Origin of the sequence: Actinomadura sp. SCN-SB (genome assembly GCF_043906805.1) — a bacterium.
GTDB lineage: Bacteria > Actinomycetota > Actinomycetes > Streptosporangiales > Streptosporangiaceae > Spirillospora.
This window is the reverse complement of sequence record NZ_JBIMPP010000003.1, coordinates 62,190-84,894: the sequence shown is the minus strand read 5'-3', so window position 1 is coordinate 84,894 and position 22,705 is coordinate 62,190. Positions and strand designations below refer to the sequence as shown.

The following is a 22,705-nucleotide window of genomic DNA, read 5'->3' as shown; positions in this document are numbered from 1 at the left end:
AAGGAATTTTCCGAACACCAGAGACCGTTCGGTACACCGTGGAAGGAGCTCCGCATGCCGGACAACGCACGCCCCGCCCCGCCCGACCTGCCGTTCGCGGGCCGCGTCGTGCTCGTCACCGGCGGCAGCCGGGGGCTCGGCCGGGCCATGGTGGCCGGGTTCGCCCGCGCCGGCGCCGACGTCGTGATCGCCAGCCGGGACGGCGACGCGTGCGCCCGCTACGCGGAGGAGATCAGCGCCGCGACCGGTGTGGCCGCCCTGCCGTACGGCGTGCACGTCGGCCACTGGGACGAGCTGGACGGCCTGGTCGACGCCGCCTACGACCGCTTCGGGCACATCGACGTTCTGATCAACAACGCCGGCATGTCGCCGCTGTACGACGATGTCGCCGAGGTCGGCGAGGAGCTCTTCGACAAGGTCATCGCGGTCAATCTGAAGGGCGCGTTCCGGCTGACCGCGCTGGTGGGCAGCCGGATGGCCGCGGGCGACGGCGGATGCGTCATCAACATCTCCAGCCGGGCCGCGGACCGGCCCCGGCCGGGGCTGCTGCCGTACGCGGCGGCCAAGGCCGGCCTGAACGCGCTGACCGTCGGGTTCGCGCACACCTTCGGGCCCGCGGTCCGGGTCAACGCGATCATGGCCGGCACCTTCTTCACCGATGTCAGCCGATCCTGGGACCGGGCCGCCTTCGACGAGCGCGCCCGGCGGTTCGCGCTGCGCCGCGGCGGCGAGCCGGAGGAGATCGTCGGCGCCGCGCTGTACCTGGCGGGCGACTCGGCCTCCTACACCACCGGCGCGGTGCTGACCGTGGACGGCGGCCAGCCCTGAGCGTCCGCGGCCGTCCGCGGCCGTCCGCGCCCGGCGGCCGGCCGCGGACGCCGGGTCACGGACGGGTCTCCGCCAGAAGCTCGGCGAGCACCTCGTCGGTGTGCTCCCCCACGCCCGGGACGCCCTCGTAGCGCGGGCCGTCCCACCGCGACAGGTGCAGTACCGGCCCGGGCATGAGCACCCGGCCGAGCACCTCGTTGCCGGTGATCTCGACCAGCGTCCGTTCCAGGAAGTGGGGGTCGGCGGCGATGTCGCCGGCGTCGTTCACCGCCGAGGCGACCACCTCGTGCTCCTCCAGGACCCGCAGGATCTCCTCCCGCGGCCGGGACGCCACCCAGTCGCGGACCTTCGCCTGCACCACATCGTCGTTGGCCAGCCGCGCCTCGTTGGTCGCGAAGCGCGGATCGTCGAGGATCTCCGGCACGCCCATCGCGGTGAACAGCCGCACCGCGATGGTCTGGTTGGAGGCCGCGATGGCCAGCCAGCCGCCGTCCGCCGCCCGGTAGATGCCGCGCGGCGAGGCCGACCCGGTGCCGTTGCCGACACGCTGCTGCACATGCCCGGTGGCGGTGTAGTTCAGGATCATGTCGCCGAGGATGAACATCAGCGGCTCGTACAGCGCCACGTCGACGACGTCCCCCGCGCCGGTGCGCTCCCGGCGGAACAGCGCCATGGCGGTGCCCATCGCGGCGGAGATCCCGGCGATCGAGTCGGCGAACCCGAACGGCGGCGAGGTCGGCGGGGACTCCGGCCAGCCGTTGGTGAAGGCGAAGCCGCTCGCCGTCTCGGCGACCGTCCCGAAGCCGGGGCGCTCCCGGTACGGACCGGTCTGCCCGAAGCCGGACAGCCGGGTCAGCACCAGCCCGGGGTTCTCCGCGCTCAACACGTCATAGCCCAGGCCCCATGCCTCCAGCCGGCCCGGCCGGAACGACTCGATCACCACGTCGACGGTCGCGGCGAGCCGGCGGATCAGATCGCGCCCCTCGGCCGTCCGCAGGTCGATGCCGATCGAGCGCTTCCCGGCGTTGAGCCGGCTGAAGCCGAGCGACAGCCCCTCCTTCATCGGCGTCCACTGGCGCGCGAAGTCGCCGACGGGCGGATCCTCCACCTTGATCACGTCGGCGCCGAAGTCGCGCAGCATCCGGCCGCAGGTCGGCGCCGCGTACATGGTGCCGAGCTCAAGGACGCGGATACCGCGCAGCGGCGCGCTCTCCTGGTTCACACCGATCACACCCGCCATTGGATGTGCTTCACTTCGAGGTATTCGCGCATCCCCCACTCGCCCAGCTCGCGGCCGACACCGGAACGTCCGTAGCCGCCGAACGGCGCGTCCGGCCGCATGCTGCCGCCGCCGTTGATCCACACCGTGCCGGCCCGGATCCGCTCGGCGACCCGCCGCGCCTCGACGGGATCGTCGCACCAGACGTTGGCGGCGAGCCCATACGCGGTGTCATTGGCGAGGCGGATCGCCTCATCGGTGTCCTTGAACGGCACCACGACGGCCACCGGGCCGAAGATCTCCTCCTGCACGGCACGCGCGTCGTGCGGCAGGCCGCCCAGCAGCACCGGGTTGACGAACCAGCCGCGCTCCGGCAGGGGCCGCGTCACCTCCAGCAGCTTGCGGCCGCCCTCGGCGATCGAGTCGTCGATGAAGCCGCGCACCCGCTCCCGGTGGTCGGGGCGGATCATCGGCCCGATGTTGGTCGCCGGGTCCCAGGGGTCACCGACGACCATCTGGTCGAACGCCTCGGCGCTCGCCGCCAGGAACTCCTCGTACAGCGAGTCGTGCACCAGCAGCCGGGCCAGCGCCGCACAGCCCTGGCCGGCGTTGCGGGACCAGCGCAGATGCATCTCCACGGCGATCTTCGTGATGTCCACGCCGGGCAGCACGATGCTCGGCGACTTGCCGCCGAGTTCGAGGGTGACGCCGGCGAGATTGCGCGCCGCCTGCTCCATGATCCGCGCGCCGACGGCGTCGGAGCCGGTGAACGACACCCGGTCGACACCGGGGTGGGAGGACAGCCGGACGCCGACGTCGGCCTGGCCGATGATGACGTTCATGACGCCCGGCGGCAGCTCCGCCTCCCGCAGCAGCTCACCGAGGAACAGCGTGGTCAGCGGCGTACGCGGCGACGACAGCAGCACGACCGTGCAGCCGGCCGCCAGCGCGGCCCCGAACTTGAAGATCGCCAGGTTCAGCGGGTAGTTGTAGCCGGTGATCGCGGCGACCACTCCGACCGGCTCGTGGACCACGTCCGACATGGTCGGCACCGGCTCGTCCCAGGGACCGAGGTGTTCGGTGCGGTCCACCTTGGCCGCCTCGGCGGCCCATCTCAGGTGCTGCTGCACCGCCATCTTGACCTGCAGGTACGCGGCCAGCGAGACGGGGGTGCCGACCTCGTTGACGATCGAGGGCAGCAACTGCTCGCCGTGCGCCTCGAGCACGTCGGCGAGCCGGTGGAGGTGCCGGGACCGCTCCTCGCCGGACAGCGCGGCCCAGGCGGGGAACGCCTCGCGCGCCGCGGCGACCGCGGCGTCGACCTGGGCCGGCGAGGCACCGCCGACGTTCGCGATCACTTCTTCGGTCGCCGGGTTGTGGACGTCCCAGCGCTCGCCCTCCGGATCGACCGGCCGGCCGCCGATGGTGAGCCGCCGGGTCTCCGGGATCCAGTGGCGCAGGGCCTCGTAGTCGGTGTTCATGCGGTCATCCGTCGCTCTCTCCGGTGGTGTCCGTCTGGACCGGCCCGGTCGACTCCAGGCCGGCGCGTGTGCACAGGCGGATCAGGACGTCGTCCTGGTCGCAGCCCCGGTGTCCGAACCGGGCGAATGGTCGCCTTGCCCCCGGCTCGAAGTCCTTGAAGTACGGCCCGCGCGTCAATCCGCTCCCCCGTTCACGGCGCGGGCGACCGCGAGCCACTCGACCGCCTTGTCATAGTGCGCCCGGTCGACATGCAGCCCTCGGTAGCGCAGCGCGCCGTCGCCGGCGCGGGCGGCCGCCTCGTACGCCTCGACCATGCCCTGGTAGAAGGCGATCTCCTCCGCGGCCGGCGAGAACACCTCGTTGAGCGTCGCGATGTGCGCGGGATGTATGGCGATCATGCCGCGGAACCCGAGGCGGCGGCCGGCGACGGCGAACTCGCGCAGCCCGTCGAGGTCGTCGACCCGTTCCCACAGCCCGGTGAGCGGGTGCAGGCCCGCCTCACGGCAGGCCAGCAGCACCCGGCTGCGCAGGTAGAGCGTCTCGTGGCCCTCGGGCGTCCACTCGAATCCGACCTCGCGGGCGATGTCGGCGTGCTCGGCGGTCGGGCCGATCAGCGCGCCGACCCGCGGTGACGCGTGCGCGATCTCACGGACGTTGTGGATCGCCCGTATCGTCTCGACCGGCACGATGTAGCGCAGCCCGCCGACGCCGCCGCGGAGCTCGAAGTGGTCCAGCAGCGCGTCGTAGCGCAGCACGTCGGTGGCCTGTTCGATCTTGGGCGCGAAGACCACGTCCAGGCCGGGCACCACCACGGCCTCCAGGTCCGCGCCGGTCTGCCGGGTGGCCAGGCCGTTCACCCGCACGCCGAGACCGACGTCCGGGTCGGCCGCCCGCAGCCGGGCGATCGAGGCGGCGACCGCGGCGCGCGCCTCGTCCTTCAGGTCGTCCGGCACGGCGTCCTCCAGGTCGAGGATGATCGCGTCGGCACCGGACCTCAGCGCCTTGTCCGCCCAGTCCGGCTTGTGCCCGGGGACGAACAGGATCGAGCGGTACGGTCGTGGCATCAGTGGCTCCGTGGCAGGCCGAGCACGTGCTCGGACACGTAGTTCAGGACCATTTCCTGGCTGATCGGCGCGATGCGCATGAGCCGCGCCTCGCGGAAGTAGCGCTCGACGTCGTACTCGCGGGCGTAGCCGTATCCGCCGTGCACCGAGACGGCGACGTCGGCGGCCAGGAACCCGGCCTCGGCCGCCAGCCACTTGCCCTCGTTGGCCTCGGCGGCGTGCGGCCGCCGGTGGTCGATGAGCCAGGCCGCCTTCCGCAGCACGGCCTCGGCGGCGTCCAGCCGGATGCGGGCCTCGGCGAGCTGGAAGGCGATCCCCTGGTTCCGGCCGATGGGGCGGCCGAACACGACGCGCTGCCGCGCGTACTCGGTGGCCTTGGCCAGCGCGGCCCGCCCGATGCCGAGCGCCGCGTTGCCCGAGATCACCCGCTCGGCGTTGAGCCCGGCGAGGATGGCGGTGAAGCCGCCGCCCACCTCACCGATCACGTCCTCGTCGGCGACGAACAGGTCGTCGATGAACAGCTCATTCGTGTCGACGGCGTTCCGGCCCATCTTCGGGATCGGGCGGATCTCGATCCGGTCGCGGTCCACCGGCGCGAAGAACAGCGTCATCCCCTCGGTCCGGCGGGACACGGCCTCGCGCGGCGTGGTCCGGGCCAGCAGGAACATGCGTTCCGCCTCCTGCGCCTTGGTGATCCACACCTTCTTCCCGGACACCAGCCAGCCGCCGTCCACCTTGCGGGCGAAGGTGGAGATGCCGGTGGTGTCGGTGCCCGCGTCCGGCTCGGTGACGGCGAACGACACGTGCAGCTCCCCCAGGGCCGCGCGCGGCAGGAACCGGCGCTTCAGCCGCTCGCCACCGTGCCGGATCATCGACTCGAAGCCGAAGACGCCGATGTGCACGGCACTGCAACCGCCCATCCCGGCGCCGGACGCGGCGATCTCCTGCTCGACGAGCGCGGCCTCAGTGACGCCGAGACCGCCGCCCCCGTACGCCTTGGGGATGGTCAGCCCCAGCCAGCCGCCGCGCACGACGGCGTCATGGAACTCCCACGGGAACTCGCCGCTCTGGTCGTGGTCCCGCCAGTACGCGTCGGGGAACGCGCGGCACATCTCGCGTACGGCGGCGCGGATGTCCTCGTGCAGCGGGTCGGGTGTGTAGTCCATGAGGGGCCCGCTTCATTCCACCGGCGCGGAGGTGCGGTCGCAGGTGTCCGGGGTGACCCCCTCGTCGCGGAGCACGGATTTGCGGACCTTCTCCGACGGCGTCTTGGGCAGGGCGTCGACGAAGCGGATGAAGCGCGGGATGGCGAACGCCGGGATCCGGCCCTCGCAGAACCGCCACAGCTCCCGCGCATCGACCGGCTCGGCGGCCACCACGACGGCGAGCACCTCGTCCTCACCGGCCTCGATCTCGGCCTTGACACCGAGCACCGACACCTCCAGCACCGCCGGGTGCCCCAGGATGGCCTGCTCCACCTCGTAGGAGCTGATGTTCTCGCCGCGGCGGCGCAGCGCGTCCTTGTAACGGTCGACGAAGTAGTACCAGCCCTCCTCGTCGCGGCGCAGCGCGTCACCGGTGTGAAACCACAGGTTGCGCCACGCCTCGACGGTCTTGTCCGGCATGCCGTAGTAGCCGAGGCTGCAGGTCCACGGGCGCTTCGGGCGTACGACCAGTTCGCCGATCTCGCCGACCGGCACCTCCTCGTCGGTGTCCGGGTCCACCAGGCGGATGTCGAACCAGTCCGCGACCTGCAACCCGGCGGCGCCGGCCGGCCGGTTCACCCCGTACGGGGACAGGATCGGCGCGCTGGTCTCGGTCAGCCCGAACACCTCGACGAACGCCTCGATGGCGAACCGGCGCTTGAACGCCGCCAGCACCGAGGAGGCGGTCGGCGCGGCGAACACCGCCCGCAGCGGGTTGTCGGCGTCGTCGTCGCGCGGCGGCTGCTTCCAGACGAAGTCCATCATCACGCCGATGAAGTTGGTCACCGTCACGCCGTCCGCGCGCACCTGGTCGATCCAGCGGCTGGCGCTGAACTTCGGCCGGACGACCAGCCCGGCACCGGCGATCAGGGCCGGGTAGGCGGCCATGAACTGGGCGTTTCCGTGGAAGAGCGGGGTGACCGTGAGGTAGGTGTCCGCGGCGGTGAGGCGGGTGAGGGAGACCACCTCCTGGCCGAAGAAGTACATCTGGGCGTGCGGCATGGCCACGCCCTTGGACGGCCCGGTCGTACCGGAGGTGAAGAAGATCGAGGCCAGCGTGTTCGCGGCGGGCTCGGGCGGCGAGACCGGCTCGGCCGCGCTAAGCACGTCCCAGCCGTCGGCGCGCCGGCCCGCGGCCCGCAGAGCGCGCAGCGCCACGTCGGCATGGCCGGTGTCGATCACGAAGAAGTGCTCGATCACGTCGGCCGCGGCGCCCATCGCCAGGAAGCGCTCGGCGTACACGTCGTCGACGACGGCGAAGCGCGGGCCGGCCAACGCGACCTGGTGCCGCAGGAACTCGCCCTCGTACGCGGTGTTGACCGGTGCCTCGACCAGCCCGGCCAGGCCGCAGCCGAGCCAGGTGAACACGAACCGCGAGCTGTTCGCCGCCATGACCAGCACCCGGTCGCCGGCGACGCCGCCGGCCGCCGTGAGACCGCCCGCGACCCGCTCGGCGATGGCCAGCGTCTCACCGTACGTCCAGCGGCGTTCCTCCTCCGGTGTGATCAGGAAGACCCGGTCCGGCCGCACGCGCGCATGGTGCCGCAGGACGTGCGCGACGTTCCAGGTCGTCGGGTCCGGAAAGTCGGGAACCAGATCCGTGTAGTACCGCGTCATCGTGTGCAGTCCCCTACCGTGAGGGCCGAGCCGGCCGGTGCGGCCGGTGTCCAGGGCATTGCCGGGTCGACGTCCATGACCGCTACGCCTCGATGCCGTCCGGCAGGTCGGTGCGCGGTGTGACGGCCCGGATCGCCGGGACGACGTCGCGGCCGAGGCGGTCGATGGCCGCGATCGCCTCGTCGGCGTCCATCGACGGCCACTGCGGACGCAGCAGCAGCGGATCGACCGGCAGTGAGGTGACGATGTCCACCAGCCGGGCCGTGACCTCGTCGGGGGTGCCGACGACCGCGTGCCCGGCGACCGCGGCGGCGAAGTCCTCGACCAGCTCGCTCTCGTCCATCACGTCGAGCCCGCGCTGGGCGTAGGACAGGTAGCGCCCCTGGGCCACCCGGGCGTACTCGATGACGGCCTGCTCGGTGGTGTCGGCGACCAGCACGTTGCGCCGCAGCGGCTGCGGCCCGAACGCCTTGCCCCGCGCGGCGAAGCCGTCGCGGACCACCGCGAACCGCTGGGCGACCTCGTCCAGCGGCGTTTCCGGCGGGCAGGCGTAACCGTCGCCGAACCGGCCGGCCCGCCGGGCCCCGGCCAGGCTGTGGGCGCCGATCCAGATCGGCGGGTGGGGCCGCTGCACCGGTTCCAGGTGCGGCCGGACGCCGTCCAACCGCCAGAACCGGCCGTGGTGGGTCACCTCGTCTTGCGTCCACAGCTTGACGAGCAGGTCGAGGCACTCGTCCATGCGGGCCGCCCGTTCGGCGAACGGAACGCCGAGGTAGCCGAACTCCTCGGGCCGGTATCCGAGGCCGGCGCCGAACACCAGCCGGCCCTCGGTGACCACGTCGAGCGTGGCGATCTCCTCGGCGAGCAGGACCGGGTGGTACAGCGGCGCGACCATGATCTGGGTGGCGAGCCGGATCTCCGGGCCGACCTCGGCGGCGAGCCGGGCCAGCAGCGGCACCGGCTGCAGCCAGCGCAGGTCGCCGTAGAGGAAGTGCTGGCCGATGGCGATGTAGGTGAACCCGTTCGCCTGGGCGGCCTCGGCGATGCGCAGCACGTCGCGGAACTGCCGCGCCGGGGACACCGACGTCGGCACGTCGCTGAGCAGTAGACCTACCTGGACCATGACCAGACCTCCGGTTCGGCGAGTCGTCGGCGTTGGGGTGGGGGCGCGGCCGGCCGCCTCACTTGGCGGTGAGGCCGCCGTCGACCGGCAGCGTCACCCCGGTGACGAAACTGGCGTCGTCGCTGGCCAGGAACGCGATCACCGACGCGATCTCGGTGGGCTGCGAGGCTCGGCCCAGCGGGATGCCGCTGACGAACCGCTCGACGAGTTCCCCGACGTCGGCGCCCGGCTCACGCCCGAAGAACCGCGCGAGCATCGGCGTCTGCACGGTGCCGGGCGCCACGCAGTTGACGCGGATGCCGTCGGGGCCGCCGACCAGGGCGAGCGCGCGGGTCAGCCCGACGAGCGCGCTCTTGGTCAGGGAGTAGATCGGGCTGAACGGCGAGCCGACGAGCGCCGAGGTCGAGGCGGTCATGGTGACCGACGCCTTGCCCTCCGCCTTCTTGAGCAGGTCCCAGGCGAGTGTCGCGCTGTAGAACTGGCTCTTCATGTTGACGTCGATGTTGCGCTGCCACTCTTCGGCGCTGATGTCCAGCCCCGCCGCGCCCGGCATGCCGACCTGGTTGTGCACGATGTGCAGGCGGCCGTGTTCCGCGTCGACCCGCCGGTAGAGGTCGCCCAGCGCCTCCGTGTCGGTGGCGTCGAGTTGCACGGCGCGCGCCGACCCGCCGGCGTCGGCGACCTCTCCCGTGACGGTCTCGGCCGCCGCGCCGGACAGGTCGGCGACGTACACGTGCGCGCCTTCGGCGGCGAGCCGGTGGCAGATGGCCCTTCCCATGCCCGAACCGCCGCCGATGACCGTCGCGACGCGTCCCTCGAGTCGATTCACTGCGCGTTCCCTTCCAAGTTGTCGGTGGACGGGCCAAGCCGTCGATTCCGGCCGGAGGCGTCCCGAGGCCCGGCCCGTCAGCGTCGCTGGTCGAAGTTGCGTCCGAGCAGTTCGGAGACGATCCGGATGCGCTGCATCGTCGGAGTTCCGCCGGCGAGCGCCCAGCCGTGCGCGTCACGGTGCAGCCGCTCGATGCCGTACTCCTCGGTGTATCCGTTGGCGCCGTGCAACTGCATGGCCAGGTCCGTGACACGTTTGGCCATCTCGTTCGCGGTGCACTTGGCCAGTGAGACCTCCAGCGGATTCGGCAGCCCGTGCCCGGCGTTCTCCGCGGCCCGCTGTAGCAGCAGCCTCGCGGCCTCGACCTGGAGCATCATGTCCGCGACCGTCAGCTGGATGCTCTGGAACTCGATCAGCGGCTTGCCGAACTGCGTGCGGTGCTGGACATAGTCCAGTGTGCGGTCCAGCGCCGCCTGGCCGATGGCGACGCTCATCGTGGTGTTGCCCAGGCGCTCGATCGAGAAGGCGGTGAACAGGGAGCGGAAGCCGCCCGCGCCGATCAGCAGGTTCCGCTCCGGGACGACCACGTCATCGAAGATCACATCCGCGGACGGGATGCCGCGGAAACCCATGAGCCGCTCCGGCTCGCCGAAGCTCACGCCCGCGCGGTCCGCCTCGACCAGGAGCGCGCCCAGGCCCTTGGCCCCCGGCGCGTCGGACAGGCGGCAGTAGACGAGGTAGTGATCGGCCTCACCGCCGTTCGAGATCCACCGCTTCCGGCCGCGCAGGGTGTAGGCGCCGTCCGCGTACACGGCGCGCGTGGTCATGTCGGTCGCCGCGGATCCGGCGTCGGGTTCGGAGATCGCCACGGCGATCGTCGACTCGCCGGAGACGACCTTGGGCAGCAGTGCCCGCTTCTGATCGTCCGAGCCCAGCAGGTTGACCACCTGGGCGGGGCCGGTGTTCGCCTCGAAGACCTGGAACGCCGCCGGGCGGCAGTGCTTGGCGAGTTCCTCGATGACGATCAGGGAATCGGCGAGCGGCCGTCCGGATCCGCCGTACTCCTCCGGAAGGGAGATGCCCAGGAAGCCGAGCGATCCGAGGAAGCGCCGCTCCTCGCGCGGGAAGGAGGTTCGCTCGGCGTCCCACTCGGCGGCGCGCGGCGCGTAGCGCTCCCGCGCCACCGACGCCGCGAGTTCGCGGACGGCCTTCTGCTCCGAGGCGCCGGAGACGCCCGCTCGACTCATCACTGGCAGAGATCCCTCCGGTTCGACTAACTATGATATTGGTGAACATAGATTCGACGGTCAAGGGCGCCGCTCGCCGTTGTCCAGTATCAGGTTACATGATAATCATACATATAGATAGAGAGGGGCAGCCGTGCCGGAAGCGGTGATCGTGGACGCCGTCCGGTCCCCGATGGGACGTGGCAGGAAGGGCGGGGCGCTGGCCGAGGCGCATCCCGCCGACCTGCTCGCGCAGGTCCTGCGAGCACTGGTCGAGCGGACCGGGATCGACCCCGGCACCGTCGAGGACGTCCTGGTGGGATGCGTGGGCCAGGCGGGTGAGCAGTCGGCGACGCCCGGCCGGCAGGCCCTGCTCGCGGCCGGGTTCCCCGTGACGGTGCCGTCGGCGACGATCGAGCGGAAGTGCGGCTCGGGCCAGCAGGCCATCGACTTCGCCGTGCAGGGCGTGCTCGCCGGCGCCTACGACGTCGTCATCGCCGCCGGCGTCGAGTCGATGAGCCGGGTGCCGATGGGATCGGCGCGGATGGGCCAGGACCCGTACGGGCAGGGGGTCGCCGAGCGCTTCCCGCTCCTGCCCCCGCAGGGCGTCGCCGCCGAACTCGTCGCGCGGCGGTGGAACCTCTCGCGCGCCCGGCTCGACGAGTACTCGGCACGGTCGCACGCGCGCGCCGCGCGGGCGCGCGCGGCGGGCCGGTTCGACGACGAGCTGGTCGCGGTACGGGCGGGCGGGGCGACCGTCCGCACCGACGAGACGATCCGCGAGGGCAGCACACCGGCCCTCCTGTCCGCGCTGGCTCCCGCGTTCGCCAGGGAGCCCTGGACGAGCCACTACCCCGACCTCGACTGGAAGATCACCGCGGGCAACTCCTCCCAGATCACCGATGGCGCGGCCGCCATGCTCGTCATGAGCGCGCCGCACGCCCGCGCGCTGGGCCTGCGGCCGCGCGCCCGCGTGGTCGCCTCCGCCGTGGTCGGGGACGACCCGGTCCTCATGCTGACCGGCCCGATCCCGGCGACCGCGAAGGTGCTCGCACGGTCCGGGCTGGGCCTCGCGGACCTGGCGGCGGTGGAGGTGAACGAGGCGTTCGCACCGGTGCCGCTGGCCTGGCAGGCCGAATTCCCGGTGCCCGACGACCGCCTCAACCCGGTGGGCGGCGCCATCGCGCTGGGCCATCCGCTCGGCGCGTCGGGCGTTCGCCTCGCCGTCACCCTGCTCGCCCACCTCGAACACGTCGGCGGCCGGTACGGCCTGCAGACCATGTGCGAGGCGGGCGGCATGGCCAACGCCACCATCTTCGAATCCCTGCGGCGCTAGCGCCCGTCCCCCAAGGAGCGAGTCATGGACCTCACCGGCGGCAGCGCCCTCGTGACCGGCGGCGCGTCCGGCCTGGCACTGGCGACGACGCGGCGGCTGATCGCGCGCGGCGTGCCCGTCGTCATCCTCGACCTGCCCACGTCGGCCGGCGCCGAGGTGGCCGCCGGACTCGGCCCCCTGGCGCGGTTCGTCCCCGGCGACGTCACCGACCCCGCGGCGGTGGGAAGCGCCCTCGACGCCGCCGAGGAACGCGGGCCCGTGCGCGCGCTGGTGCACTGCGCCGGCCGCGGCGGCACCGTCCGGGTCGTCGGCAAGGACGGGTCACCCGGCGACCTGGAGCTCTACGAGACGATCGTCCGGGTCAACCTCATCGGCACGTTTAACGTGCTGCGGCTGACCGCCGCCCGGATGGCCGCGGCCGACCCGGTCGGGGAGGAGCGCGGCGTGTGCGTGCTGACCTCCTCCGTCGCCGCGTACGAGGGCCAGATCGGGCAGATCCCGTACGCGTCGGCCAAGGCCGGCATCGTGGGCATGACGCTGGTCGCCGCCCGCGACCTGGCCGCCCGGGGCATCCGGGTCGTCACCATCGCGCCCGGCGTCTTCGACACCCCGATCCTCAGCCGGTTCTCCGACGAGGTCAAGGACCGGCTGGGCGCCCAGGTGCCCAACCCGGCCCGGCTCGGCCGGCCCGACGAGTTCGCCCGGCTCGCCGAGCACGTCATCGGCAACCCGTACCTCAACGGAGAGACGATCCGTCTCGACGGCGCGCTGCGCATGCAGCCCCGCTGACCTCACCCGCCCTTCAACCGGCCTGTACCGGCCTTGCCCGACCATGTGAGGTGCCATGTCCGCCACTGTCCGGCTCGACCGCACGGACGGCGTCCTGATCGTCACCATCGATCGCCTGGACGTCCGCAACGCCATCGACACCGCGACCGCGCAGGCGATCGCGGACGCCATGGATGTGCTCGACGACTCCGCCGACCTGGTCGCCGGAGTGCTCACCGGTGCCGGCGGCACGTTCTGCGCGGGCATGGACCTCAAGGCGTTCCTCGCCGGTGAGAGACCCTCCATCGGCGATCGCGGCTTCGCCGGCATCGTCGAACGGCCGCCCGCCAAGCCGCTGATCGCCGCCGTCGAGGGTTACGCGCTGGCCGGCGGGTTCGAGATCGTGCTCGCCTGCGACCTGATCGTGGCGGCCGAGAACGCCACGTTCGGCCTGCCGGAGGTGCGCCGCGGGCTCGTGGCCGCGGGCGGCGGGCTGATGCGGCTGTCCCAGCGCGTGCCCTACCACCTCGCGATGCGGTGGGCGCTGACCGGCGCGCACGTGCCGGCGGCCGACGCGCACGCGGCCGGTCTGGTGGCCGAGACCGTACCGGCCGGCACCGCGCTCGACGCGGCGCTCGCTCTCGCCCGCGAGATCGCCGCGAACGGGCCGCTCGCCGTGCGGGCCACCAAGCAGGTGATCACGTCGGCGCGGGACTGGCCCACGGCGGAGCAGTTCGCGCGGCAGCGCGAGATCACCGAGCCGGTACGGTCCTCCGCGGACGCGCGGGAGGGCGCCTCGGCGTTCGCGGAGCAGCGGCGCCCGGTCTGGCGCGGCGTCTGAGCCGGCCGCGGGACGGTCCGGCCGTCACTGCGGGTCGGGGAAGACCGGTGGGCGCTTGGCGAGGAAGGCCGAGGCTCCTTCGACCATGTCCGCGCTGCCGACCGCCTGGACGAGCATGCCGAGGCCGTTGGTGAACGACGTCCGCGCGGCGTCCCACCAGATGTTCGAGCTCACCTTGGTGATCTCAAGGTAGCGGGGGCTGAGCAGCGCGATCTCCTCGGCCCACCGCTGCGCCTCCGCCTCCACCTCGCCGTCGTCGACGACGGCGTTGACCAGGCCCATGCGCAGGGCGTCCTCCGCGGTGTAGCGGCGGCACAGCATGGCCATCTCCTTGGCCCGCTTCTCGCCGATCTGCACGCCCATGACGTTCGTGGCGCCGGTGACCGGAGCGCTGCCGATCCTCGGGCCGGTCTGCCCGAAGGTCGCCGACCGGCCGGCCACCGCCAGGTCGCAGGCGACCACCAGTTCGTTGCCGCCGCCGGCGGCCGGCCCTCCCACGGCGGCGATGACCGGGCGCGGGCACTGCCGGATCGCGTCGAACAGGCGGAGGGACGCCCGGTACAGCTCGCGCATCTGCGCCATCGTGGGGGTGCTGAGCGACCGCAGCGAGCCACCGGCGCAGAAGCCGCCGCCGGACCCGGTGATGACCACCGCGCGGGCCGTGTCCGCCGACTCGACGGCCGCGGTGATCGCGGCGGCCATCTCGGCGTCGTAGGCGTTGCGCCGCTCGGGGCGGTTCAGCCTGATCCAGACCGCTGGTCCGCGTGATTCGACGATCACTGCGTCGGGCATAGGGGCCGTCTCCTCGTGCTGCTGAGTGCGTGCTCGCGCGCGGTGGCGGGACGGAGCACGCGCAGGCGCACCGCCCGGCACCCGGGAGGCCGATGCGCGCCCGCTGGCGGATCGTGCGTAAATCAATGCTAATCTTGCATATGAATTTCTCGTCGGTCAACCGCGCGCACACGCGGAGGACGCCGCCGCCGGCGGCGAGAAGGAGGAGGAGTGATGCCGGCTCCAGGTTCGGGCCGATCGCGGGGCGTCCGGTGAACGACTCGCACCGGCCGCCCAAGGCGGCGATGTTGATCGCGCAGCGGATCGTCCGGGACATCGTGCGCGGGGATCTGCGCCCGGGCGACCTGCTTCCGCCCGAGCGCGTCATGCTGGAGAAGTACCGGACCGGGCGCGGCACGCTGCGCGAGGCGCTGCGCCTGCTGGAGTTCCAGGGCGCGATCACGCTGAAGCCGGGGCCGGGCGGCGGTCCGATCCTGCTCGATCCCGACGCCTCTCACCTGGCGGGAACGGTCGTGCTGCTGATGCAGCTGAAACAGGCGCCGTTCCGCACGATCGCGGAGGTGCGCTCCGCGATCGAGCCGATGGTCAGCGGGCTGGCCGCCACGCGCATCGACGAGGCGTCACTCGCCGGTCTGGACGACACCATCACGCAGATGCGCGACCACCTCGACGACCAGCACCTGTTCCTGGAGGCGAACAAGCGGTTCCACGACATCATCGCCTGGTCGTCGGGCAACCCGCTGTTCGGCTACCTGGCCGACTCGCTGCTGGACATCATGGACGGGACGCTGGTCGGCGTCGACTACCCGGGCCCGCAGCGCGCGGCCGTTCTCACCGCGCACCAGCAGGTGCTCGACGCCATCAGGGCGGGCGATCCGGTCGAGTCCGAGTCGCGTATGCGCGATCACATCGGCGAGTACGTGCGCTACGCCGAGCACAGGTTCCCCGAGGTCCTCGACCAGGTCGTCCCGTGGGATCGCATGTTCGCCTGAACGCGCGAGGCCGGGAACGCGAGGGCGTGCGATGGCAGGCGCCGGGGACCGATGACCCGCCCGCCGGGACCGGCTCGCACGCCGCCGCGCCGGCCCGCGCTCAGTCGGCCGTGATCGCTCGTTCCGGGCAACTGTCCGCGGCCAACCGGGCCAGCTCCTGCTGCCCCGGGGAAATCTCCTCGCTCTCGACGTAGGCCTGACCGTCCTCGTCCCTGAGCAGGAACAGGTCGGGCGCCGTCATGTGGCAGACGCCGTGCCCCTGACAGATCTCCGGATCCACCCTGACCTTCATGATTCCTCCACTCGACCGCATGGCGCCACTCCTTGACAACCGGAAAATCTAGTATAACGATTATCAGACTGATTTCGATCATTCCACCCCCTGGAGGAGCCGTCCATGTCGTCGCAACGACGGTGCCCCGTCATCGCCTTCGATCACAACTCGCAGACCCATGCGGACGACACCGTCGGCTCGTACCGGAGGATCCGCGAGTCGACGCCGGTCGCCTGGACCGAGGCGCACGGGGGCTACTGGGTGCTCTCGGACTACGCGAGCGTCTTCGACGCCGCGCGTGACGACGAGACCTTCTCATCGCGGCGCCTGCCGCACGGCGGCGAGGGACTCTCCGTCGTGATCCCCAAGACGCCGATGCACCGGCACATCCCCATCGAGCTGGACCCACCGGAGTTCCGCCCGTTCCGCAAGATCGTCAACCGGATCACCGCGCCGGCCGCCGTCAAGCGCATGCAGGGGATGATCGACCACTACACGACCTGGTTCATCGACCAGGTCATCGAGAGCGGCGAATGCGACTTCGTCGACGTCATCGGCGTACCGGCGATCGTGACCGTCGACTGGCTCGGCCTGGACACCGAGGACTGGAGGCGGTACGCCCACCTGCACCGCACCACACTGTCCGGCGTGCCCGGAACGCCGGCGTTCCAGCACGCCGTCGAGGTGGAGATGCCGGAACTCTCGGAGCGGATGTGGCAGACCATCGCCGCCCGCCGCCGGGAACCCGCCGACGACGTCATCTCCTACCTCGTCCAGCAGGAGATCGACGGCCGGCCGATCACCGACGAAGAGGTGTTCGCCATCACGGAACTGCTGGTCGCGGGCGGTACGGGAACGACGGCCTCGCTGGTCGGCCAGACACTGGTGTGGCTGTACCGGCATCAGGACGTGCGCCGGACCCTGATCGAGCACCCGGAGAAGCTCGAACGCGCCCTGGAGGAGTTCCTCCGCTACTTCGCGCCGACGCAGGCCCTGGCCCGCACCGTCGTCAAGGACGTCGACTTCCACGGCTGCCCCATGCGGACGGGCGACCGGGTCCTGCTGGCATGGGCCTCGGCCAACCGCGACGAGTCCGCCTTCGAGAACGCCGACGAGATCGACATCGAGCGCTGGCCGAACCGGCACACGTCGTTCGGGGTCGGGGTGCACCGGTGCGCGGGGTCGCACCTCGGACGCGCCATGTCGTACGCGCTGATCAGCCAGATCCTTGAGCGGATGCCGGACTACTCCGTCGATCTGCAGGCGCTGCGGCGCTATCCGCAGCAGGGCACCAATGTCGGGTTCCAGTCCATCCCCGCGCGCTTCACGCCGGGACCGCGCCGGCTTCCCGCGGACGCCTGAGCCGCCCCGTGCCGGCCCTCGGGCACCGCGGTCCGCCGGTGCCCCGGCCGGGCACTCCTCCTCCGGTCCGGCCTCTACCGGAACGACATCACGCCATCCATTGACGTGATCAGCATTATAACTATAATCATAGTTACTCCTCGATCGGCCTGCGCGATCCAGAGCGCGGAAGGCCCTGCGAGCACCCCTACGGCGATGCGATCCGCGAAACCCGCGCACCGAGCACCGTCCGTTCTCTGAGCTCCCCGAGACCTGTCACCGGTCCTCGCCTTCCCCCTGCGCCGCCAGATCCGCACCGAACAAGGAGACGTACCGCGATGAGGCCAACCTGGTTGAAAGCCGCCGTGCTCGGCACGGCGGCCGTGATGACGCTCGTGGCATGTGGCAGCTCGGCGACGACGACGTCGGCGCCCGGCGCGACCGCGGCCGAGCCCACCGAGCCCGCCGGGCCGTCACTGAGCAAGAGCGAGATCGAAGCCCTGGCGGTGGCCGCGTCCAAGAAGGCGGGACCCCGGACCACAGTGCCCAAGCTCACCATCGGCTACCTGCGGTACGTCGCCCAGTCGCCCGCCGACCAGCGCATGTACGACTCCGCGGTCGCGGCTGCCAAGGTACTGGGCTGGACCGTCATCCCCTGCGACGGCCAGGGCGATCCGGCGAAGATGGCCGCCTGCGGGAACACCCTCCTCAACCAGAACATCGACGTGCTGCTCGACGACGGGATCCCGCAGACCATCATCGCGGACGCGCTGCGGCGCGCCCGCGACAAGGGCATCCCGACCGTCTACAGCGGCGGAAGCCTGGACAAGACCGACCTCTACACCGCGGGCTACGCGCCGCCGGAAGGCGAGATGGGCGCGACCCTCGCGAAGTACGTCGCGGCCCAGACGCAAGGCCGTGGCGGCGGGACGATCGTGCAGGGCTTCCCGGCCAGCTGGGGCATCGAGCGGGTCGCCGCCCTCAAGGCCGCCGGCGTCAAGATCCTCTCCGAGCAGGACGCCGACGCCACCAACCTGGTGCAGGGCACACAACAGCAGATCGCCGCCCAGCTCAACCAGCACCCGAACGCCTCGGCGGTGTGGATCACCTTCGAGACCGCGGTGATGGGGGCGGCACAGGCCGTCCGAGCGCGGTTCCCGGGCATGTCGTACCCGGACCGCCCGCTGCTGGTGACCTTCTACGCGAACCGGCCCACCCTCGATCTGATCCGCAAGGGGCAGGTCGACGCCGCGGTGGAGGACTCACTCGAATGGTCGAGCTGGGCGGCGATCGACCAGATCGCCGAGCTGAAGGCCCGCAAGACCCCGATGTCGAAGGACGTGCGGCCCGTGTACGGCGAGGGCCTCGACTTCTGGCGTCCGACCCTCGTCACCAAGAACAACCTGCCTCCGGCCGGGCAGCTCGTCACGCCGCCGGTGGACTTCGTGAGGTTCTTCACCGCCAAGTGGAAGCACGAGTTCGGCGCGGGCAGCTGAGGCCCGCCCTTCCGTGGCCGCAGCGGGCGGCCGGGCCACCCCGGCCGCCCGCCTCCCCGAAGTGAGAGCAGATGGACGAAGCAGTCACGGCGCAACACGCGCAGCCGCCCCCGGCGGGCGGCCCGGCGATTCCCGACGGCGACGATGCCGTGGCGCGCCGCACCGCGAGGCGCCGGACCTCCCTGGGGCACATCCTGGGCAGATGGGGTCTGGTCGTCGCGGTCGGGCTGGCGCTGCTGGCCTTCGGGCTGGCGAGCCCCGACACGTTCCTCACCGCCGACAACATGCGGTCGGTGCTGCTCCAGTCATCGGCTCCGATGATCCTGGCGGTGGGGCTGACGATCCTCCTGGTCCTCGGCGACTTCGACCTGTCGATCGGCTCGATGCTCGGGCTCGGCGGTGCCTCGGCGGTCGCGCTGATGGCACTGCACCACGTGCCCTGGCAGCTCGCGCTCGCGGCCGGGCTCGGCCTCGCCGTCATCGTCGGCCTGCTCAACGGGGTCATCGTGGCGTACTTCGGCGCCTCGTCCTTCGTCACCACCCTGGCCATGGGAACGGTGCTGGTCGGCGTCGAATTCGCCTTCACCGACCAGAAGACCATCTACGAAGGGGTCGCCGACACGTACCTGACCCTTGGCCAGTCGGCTCCCTTCTGGGGCATCAACGTCCAGGTGTGGATCGCCGCCGGGGTGGCGATCCTCGTCTGGCTTCTGCTGGAACACACGGAGATCGGCCGCTTCTTCCATGCGATCGGCGGCAATCCGGACGCCGCGTACTTCTCCGGGATCGCGGTTCGCCGGTGGCGCGTCCTCGGCTTCGTGCTCGTCGCCGTCGCCGCCGCCGTCGCCGGCATCCTGGTCACCGCGCAGGCCGGTTCCTCCGCGCCGCAGGCCGGCATCACGTACCTGCTGCCCGCGTACGCCGCCGCGTTCCTCGGTTCCACGTCGCTGCGCCCCGGCCAGTTCAACGTGCCGGGCACCGTGATCGCGACGGTGTTCCTGCAGATCATCCAGACGGGCCTGCAGATGCTCCAGTTGTCCACGGCGTACATCAACGTCGTGCAGGGCGCGATCCTGATCGTCGCCATGCTGCTCAGCCGCCTCGGGCAGGACCGGGCATGACCGGGTCGGCCACGGCGCTCGCGTCGCTGCGCGGGCTGCGCAAGTCGTACCCGGGTGTTCAGGCGATCCGGCACGTGGACCTCGACCTGCGGGCAGGCGAGATCACCGGTCTGGTCGGCAAGAACGGAGCCGGCAAGAGCACCCTCATCAAGGTGCTCGCCGGCCTGGTACGCCCCGACGCGGGCACGATCCACATCGACGGGCGGCAGGCCCACCTCGGCTCGCCGGCCGATGCCGCCCGGCACGGACTGGCCTTCGTACACCAGGAACTCGCGCTGGTCCCCGATCTGTCCGTCGCGGAGAACGTGCTGCTCGGACTCGGTTTCCCGGCGCGAGGCCGGACCCTGGTGCACTGGCCCAGGACGTACCGGGACGCCGCGAACGTCCTGGCCCGGCTCGGCGTCGCCGTCGACCCGCGGCGGCCGACGCGCTCGCTGTCGCTCGCCGAACAGCGCCTCGTGATGCTCGCCCGCGGCCTCGCCGCGCGAGCGCGCCTGGTGGTGCTGGACGAGCCCACGGCCTCGCTGAGCAACGCCGAGATCGGGCACCTGTTCCGGGTGGTCCGCGCCCTGCGCGACGACGGCGTCGGGACCGTCTTCGTCTCCCACCGCCTCGACGAGATCCTCGACCTCACCGAGCGCGTGGTCGTCATGCGGGACGGCACCGTCGTGGGCGACGTCGCCACCGCCGCCCTCGACCGCCAACGGCTCATCGCGGCCATCAGCGGACCCGCGGCGAAGGCGCCGCCCGCCCGCCGTCCCTCCCGGCCCGCCCCTGCCGGCGAGGACATCCTCCAGGTCAGGAACGTCAGCCGATCGCCCGTGCTGACGGACGTCAGCCTGTCCATCCGCGCCGGTGAGGTCGTCGGCCTTGCCGGCCTCGCCGGCGCCGGACGCACCGAACTCGCCAGGGTCATCTTCGGGGTGGACCGCCCCAGTGCCGGCACCGTATCCGTACGGGGGCGTGCCGTGCGGCCCGGACGGCTCCGCAGCGCGCTCCGGCGCGGCATCGTGCTACTGCCCGAGGACCGCCGCCATCAGGGCAACATCCTTGATTTCGGAGTGCGGAGCAACGTCACGCTGGCGACGCTGCGCAACCACCGCCGTACCCCACGGCTCGCCCTGCCCTCTCGCCGGTCGGAACGCGTCGCGGCACAGCACATGGTCGAGCGCCTCCACATCGCCACCGCCTCGGTCGAACAGCCCGTGCGATCACTGTCCGGCGGCAACCAGCAGAAGGTCGTCCTCGCCAAGTGGCTCCAGCACGGCGCCGAGATCTTCCTGTTCGATGAGCCGACCCATGGCGTCGACGTGGACGGGAAACAGGAGATCTACGAGCTCATGCGGGAGCTGGCCGCCGAAGGCAAGGCGGTCATGTTCATCTCGTCCGAGTTCCCGGAACTCATCGAGGTCTGCGACCGCATCCTCGTGCTCCGAAACGGCCGGATCGTCGCCGAACTCGACGGTGACACCACCGAAGCGACCCTCCTGAAGCACTGCTTCGCAACCGACCCAACGCCCTCGACCTGACGCCTGGCGACCATGCCCTCCGGGCAGAGGCCGGGGTTCCGCAGGGTGGTTGATCGCTGACATTCTTCCTGGGTGGTCTCCCACACGGAGGAGGAGCGGTGATCGAAGGACGGATCGTCATTGACCCGGCGTTACGGGTGGGGCCTGTGCGGCGACGGACGTTCGGATCCTTCGTCGAGCATTTGGGGCGCTGCGTCTACACCGGGATCTATGAGCCGGAGCATCCCAGTGCCGACGAGGACGGGTTCCGCGGTGACGTGCTGGCGCTGACCCGTGAGCTCGGCGTCACGACCGTGCGGTATCCGGGCGGCAACTTCGTCTCGGCGTACCGGTGGGAGGACGGCATCGGTCCCGTCGCGGAACGTCCGGCCAGGCCCGACCCGGCCTGGCACAGCACGGAGCCGAACCTGTTCGGCGTGGACGAGTTCATGGCCTGGGCGCGCAAAGCCGGTGTGGAGCCGATGATGGCCGTCAACCTGGGCACACGCGGCGTCGCCGAGGCGCTCGACCTGCTGGAGTACTGCAACCTTCCGCCCGGTACGCACTGGGCGTCGCGGCGTCCCGTTCCCGAGCCCTACGACGTACGCATCTGGTGCCTGGGCAACGAGATGGACGGGCCGTGGCAGATCGGGCACAAGACCGCCCGGGAGTACGGGCGGCTGGCGGCCGAGACCGCCCGTGCCATGCGGATGCTGGACCCGGATCTGGAGCTGGTGGCGTGCGGCTCCTCCTCGTCGACGATGCCCACGTTCGGCGCGTGGGAGGAGGTCGTGCTCGAGGAGACCTACGACCTGGTCGACCACATCTCCTGCCACGCGTACTACGAGGAACAGGACGGCGACCTGGACAGCTTCCTGGCCTCGGCCGTCGACATGGACCACTTCATCGACACCGTCGTCGCCAAGGCGGACGAGGTCGGCGCGCGGCTCGGCGCGCGCAAGAGGATCCAGGTGTCGTTCGACGAATGGAACGTCTGGTACCAGTCGCGCTGGGCGGACGCGACACCGGACGGGTGGCCGGTCGCGCCGCCGCTGCTGGAGGACGACTACCACCTCGCCGACGCGGTGGTCGTCGGCGGGCTGCTCATCGCGCTGCTGCGGCACACCGACCGGGTCGCCGCCGCCTGCCAGGCCCAGTTGGTCAACGTCATCGCGCCGATCCGCACCGAACCCGTCGGCCCCGCGCGGCGGCAGCCGACGTTCCACCCGTTCGCGCAGGCGGCGCGGCACGCCGCCGGCGACGTCCTGGACGTCCAGCCGGAGTCGCCGCGGCGGGAGACCGCCAAGTACGGCCCGGTGCCCGTCCTGGACGCGGTGGCGGCTCGCGATCCCGAGACCGGCCGGACGACCGTGTTCGCCGTCAACCGCTCGACCACCGACCCACTCGACCTCACGATCACCGTGCAGACGAGCGCCGCTGAGGCCACCACCCTCGCCGACTCCGACCCGTACGCCCGCAACACCGCCGCCGATCCCGACCGGGTGACCCCTCGCCCCAACCCGGACGTCGTGGTGGACGGCGATCACGTCCGTGTCGTCCTCCCGCCGGTGTCCTGGAACGTCATCCACCTCGCTTGACCGGTTCGACCAGGCGGCACGTTCCTGCACGCGCGGCTTTACTCT

General features: G+C 71.6%; 20 protein-coding genes. 10 read left to right on the top strand and 10 right to left on the bottom strand.

The genetic code is table 11. The features are described from left to right. Positions 1-54 precede the first annotated feature (54 nt). Positions 55-828 (top strand): SDR family NAD(P)-dependent oxidoreductase, encoded by a 774-nt coding sequence (locus tag ACGWYJ_RS02915; RefSeq protein ID WP_395103929.1) that lies wholly within the window; start codon positions 55-57, stop codon positions 826-828. A 55-nt stretch (positions 829-883) separates the two neighbouring features. Here the strand turns inward: ACGWYJ_RS02915 and ACGWYJ_RS02910 are convergent, their stop codons facing one another. The 8 genes from ACGWYJ_RS02910 to ACGWYJ_RS02875 form a co-directional block, all read right to left on the bottom strand. Beyond that, positions 884-2,059 carry a CaiB/BaiF CoA transferase family protein gene (locus ACGWYJ_RS02910; protein WP_395103928.1) on the bottom strand — a complete coding sequence of 392 codons (1,176 nt, stop codon included), beginning with the start codon at positions 2,057-2,059 and terminating at the stop codon, positions 884-886. Continuing rightward, a complete protein-coding gene (locus ACGWYJ_RS02905) occupies positions 2,056-3,528 on the bottom strand; it encodes an aldehyde dehydrogenase family protein (protein WP_395103927.1) in 1,473 nt (490 codons plus the stop codon). Before ACGWYJ_RS02905 ends, ACGWYJ_RS02910 begins: the two co-directional genes overlap by 4 nt. A 174-nt stretch (positions 3,529-3,702) precedes the next feature. After that, entirely contained in the window at positions 3,703-4,593 is an 891-nt protein-coding gene (locus ACGWYJ_RS02900) for an HpcH/HpaI aldolase/citrate lyase family protein (protein ID WP_395103926.1), read from the bottom strand. After that, the gene (locus tag ACGWYJ_RS02895) at positions 4,593-5,759 is read right to left on the bottom strand and encodes an acyl-CoA dehydrogenase family protein (protein WP_395103925.1); all 1,167 of its coding nucleotides are present in this window, start codon (positions 5,757-5,759) and stop codon (positions 4,593-4,595) included. Before ACGWYJ_RS02895 ends, ACGWYJ_RS02900 begins: the two co-directional genes overlap by 1 nt. A gap of 12 nt (positions 5,760-5,771) precedes the next feature. Continuing rightward, positions 5,772-7,415 (bottom strand): ATP-dependent acyl-CoA ligase, encoded by a 1,644-nt coding sequence (locus tag ACGWYJ_RS02890; protein ID WP_395103924.1) that lies wholly within the window; start codon positions 7,413-7,415, stop codon positions 5,772-5,774. An 82-nt stretch (positions 7,416-7,497) separates the two neighbouring features. Next, a complete protein-coding gene (locus ACGWYJ_RS02885; protein WP_395103923.1) occupies positions 7,498-8,538 on the bottom strand; it encodes an LLM class flavin-dependent oxidoreductase in 1,041 nt (346 codons plus the stop codon). A gap of 58 nt (positions 8,539-8,596) precedes the next feature. Then, positions 8,597-9,367: an SDR family NAD(P)-dependent oxidoreductase gene (locus tag ACGWYJ_RS02880; protein ID WP_395103922.1), complete on the bottom strand. Its 771-nt coding sequence runs from the start codon at positions 9,365-9,367 to the stop codon at positions 8,597-8,599. 77 nt (positions 9,368-9,444) lie between these two features. Further along, positions 9,445-10,614 (bottom strand): acyl-CoA dehydrogenase family protein, encoded by a 1,170-nt coding sequence (locus tag ACGWYJ_RS02875; RefSeq protein ID WP_395103920.1) that lies wholly within the window; start codon positions 10,612-10,614, stop codon positions 9,445-9,447. 133 nt (positions 10,615-10,747) lie between these two features. Here ACGWYJ_RS02875 and ACGWYJ_RS02870 point away from each other — a divergent pair, with 133 nt between their 5' ends. The 3 genes from ACGWYJ_RS02870 to ACGWYJ_RS02860 are packed head-to-tail and all read left to right on the top strand — an operon-like array spanning position 10,748 to position 13,538. Beyond that, positions 10,748-11,929 (top strand): thiolase family protein, encoded by a 1,182-nt coding sequence (locus tag ACGWYJ_RS02870; RefSeq protein ID WP_395103919.1) that lies wholly within the window; start codon positions 10,748-10,750, stop codon positions 11,927-11,929. 24 nt (positions 11,930-11,953) lie between these two features. Continuing rightward, the gene (locus tag ACGWYJ_RS02865; RefSeq protein WP_395103918.1) at positions 11,954-12,718 is read left to right on the top strand and encodes an SDR family NAD(P)-dependent oxidoreductase; all 765 of its coding nucleotides are present in this window, start codon (positions 11,954-11,956) and stop codon (positions 12,716-12,718) included. A gap of 55 nt (positions 12,719-12,773) precedes the next feature. Continuing rightward, positions 12,774-13,538, top strand: coding sequence for a crotonase/enoyl-CoA hydratase family protein (locus ACGWYJ_RS02860; protein ID WP_395103917.1), 765 nt, complete (start codon positions 12,774-12,776; stop codon positions 13,536-13,538). A gap of 24 nt (positions 13,539-13,562) precedes the next feature. Here ACGWYJ_RS02860 and ACGWYJ_RS02855 read toward each other — a convergent pair whose 3' ends face one another. Continuing rightward, a complete protein-coding gene (locus tag ACGWYJ_RS02855) occupies positions 13,563-14,330 on the bottom strand; it encodes an enoyl-CoA hydratase/isomerase family protein (protein WP_395103916.1) in 768 nt (255 codons plus the stop codon). A gap of 251 nt (positions 14,331-14,581) precedes the next feature. On the opposite strand from ACGWYJ_RS02855, the gene ACGWYJ_RS02850 reads away from it, so the two are divergent. Next, positions 14,582-15,322, top strand: a complete 741-nt coding sequence (locus ACGWYJ_RS02850) for a FadR/GntR family transcriptional regulator (protein WP_395103914.1) — start codon at positions 14,582-14,584, stop codon at positions 15,320-15,322. A gap of 100 nt (positions 15,323-15,422) precedes the next feature. On the opposite strand, the gene ACGWYJ_RS02845 is transcribed toward ACGWYJ_RS02850, so the two are convergent. Further along, entirely contained in the window at positions 15,423-15,614 is a 192-nt protein-coding gene (locus tag ACGWYJ_RS02845) for a ferredoxin (protein WP_395103913.1), read from the bottom strand. Positions 15,615-15,719: 105 nt separating this feature from the next. Here ACGWYJ_RS02845 and ACGWYJ_RS02840 point away from each other — a divergent pair, with 105 nt between their 5' ends. From ACGWYJ_RS02840 to ACGWYJ_RS02820, 5 genes are all read left to right on the top strand, one after another. After that, on the top strand, positions 15,720-16,958 hold the full coding sequence (locus ACGWYJ_RS02840; protein ID WP_395103912.1) for a cytochrome P450: 1,239 nt from the start codon (positions 15,720-15,722) through the stop codon (positions 16,956-16,958). A 317-nt stretch (positions 16,959-17,275) separates the two neighbouring features. After that, positions 17,276-18,433 carry a sugar ABC transporter substrate-binding protein gene (locus ACGWYJ_RS02835; protein ID WP_395103911.1) on the top strand — a complete coding sequence of 386 codons (1,158 nt, stop codon included), beginning with the start codon at positions 17,276-17,278 and terminating at the stop codon, positions 18,431-18,433. Between the two features lie 71 nt (positions 18,434-18,504). After that, positions 18,505-19,554 carry an ABC transporter permease gene (locus tag ACGWYJ_RS02830; RefSeq protein ID WP_395103910.1) on the top strand — a complete coding sequence of 350 codons (1,050 nt, stop codon included), beginning with the start codon at positions 18,505-18,507 and terminating at the stop codon, positions 19,552-19,554. Further along, the gene (locus ACGWYJ_RS02825; protein WP_395103909.1) at positions 19,551-21,083 is read left to right on the top strand and encodes a sugar ABC transporter ATP-binding protein; all 1,533 of its coding nucleotides are present in this window, start codon (positions 19,551-19,553) and stop codon (positions 21,081-21,083) included. Before ACGWYJ_RS02830 ends, ACGWYJ_RS02825 begins: the two co-directional genes overlap by 4 nt. A 98-nt stretch (positions 21,084-21,181) precedes the next feature. Further along, positions 21,182-22,660 carry an alpha-N-arabinofuranosidase gene (locus ACGWYJ_RS02820; protein WP_395103908.1) on the top strand — a complete coding sequence of 493 codons (1,479 nt, stop codon included), beginning with the start codon at positions 21,182-21,184 and terminating at the stop codon, positions 22,658-22,660. The last annotated feature ends 45 nt before the right edge of the window (positions 22,661-22,705 follow it).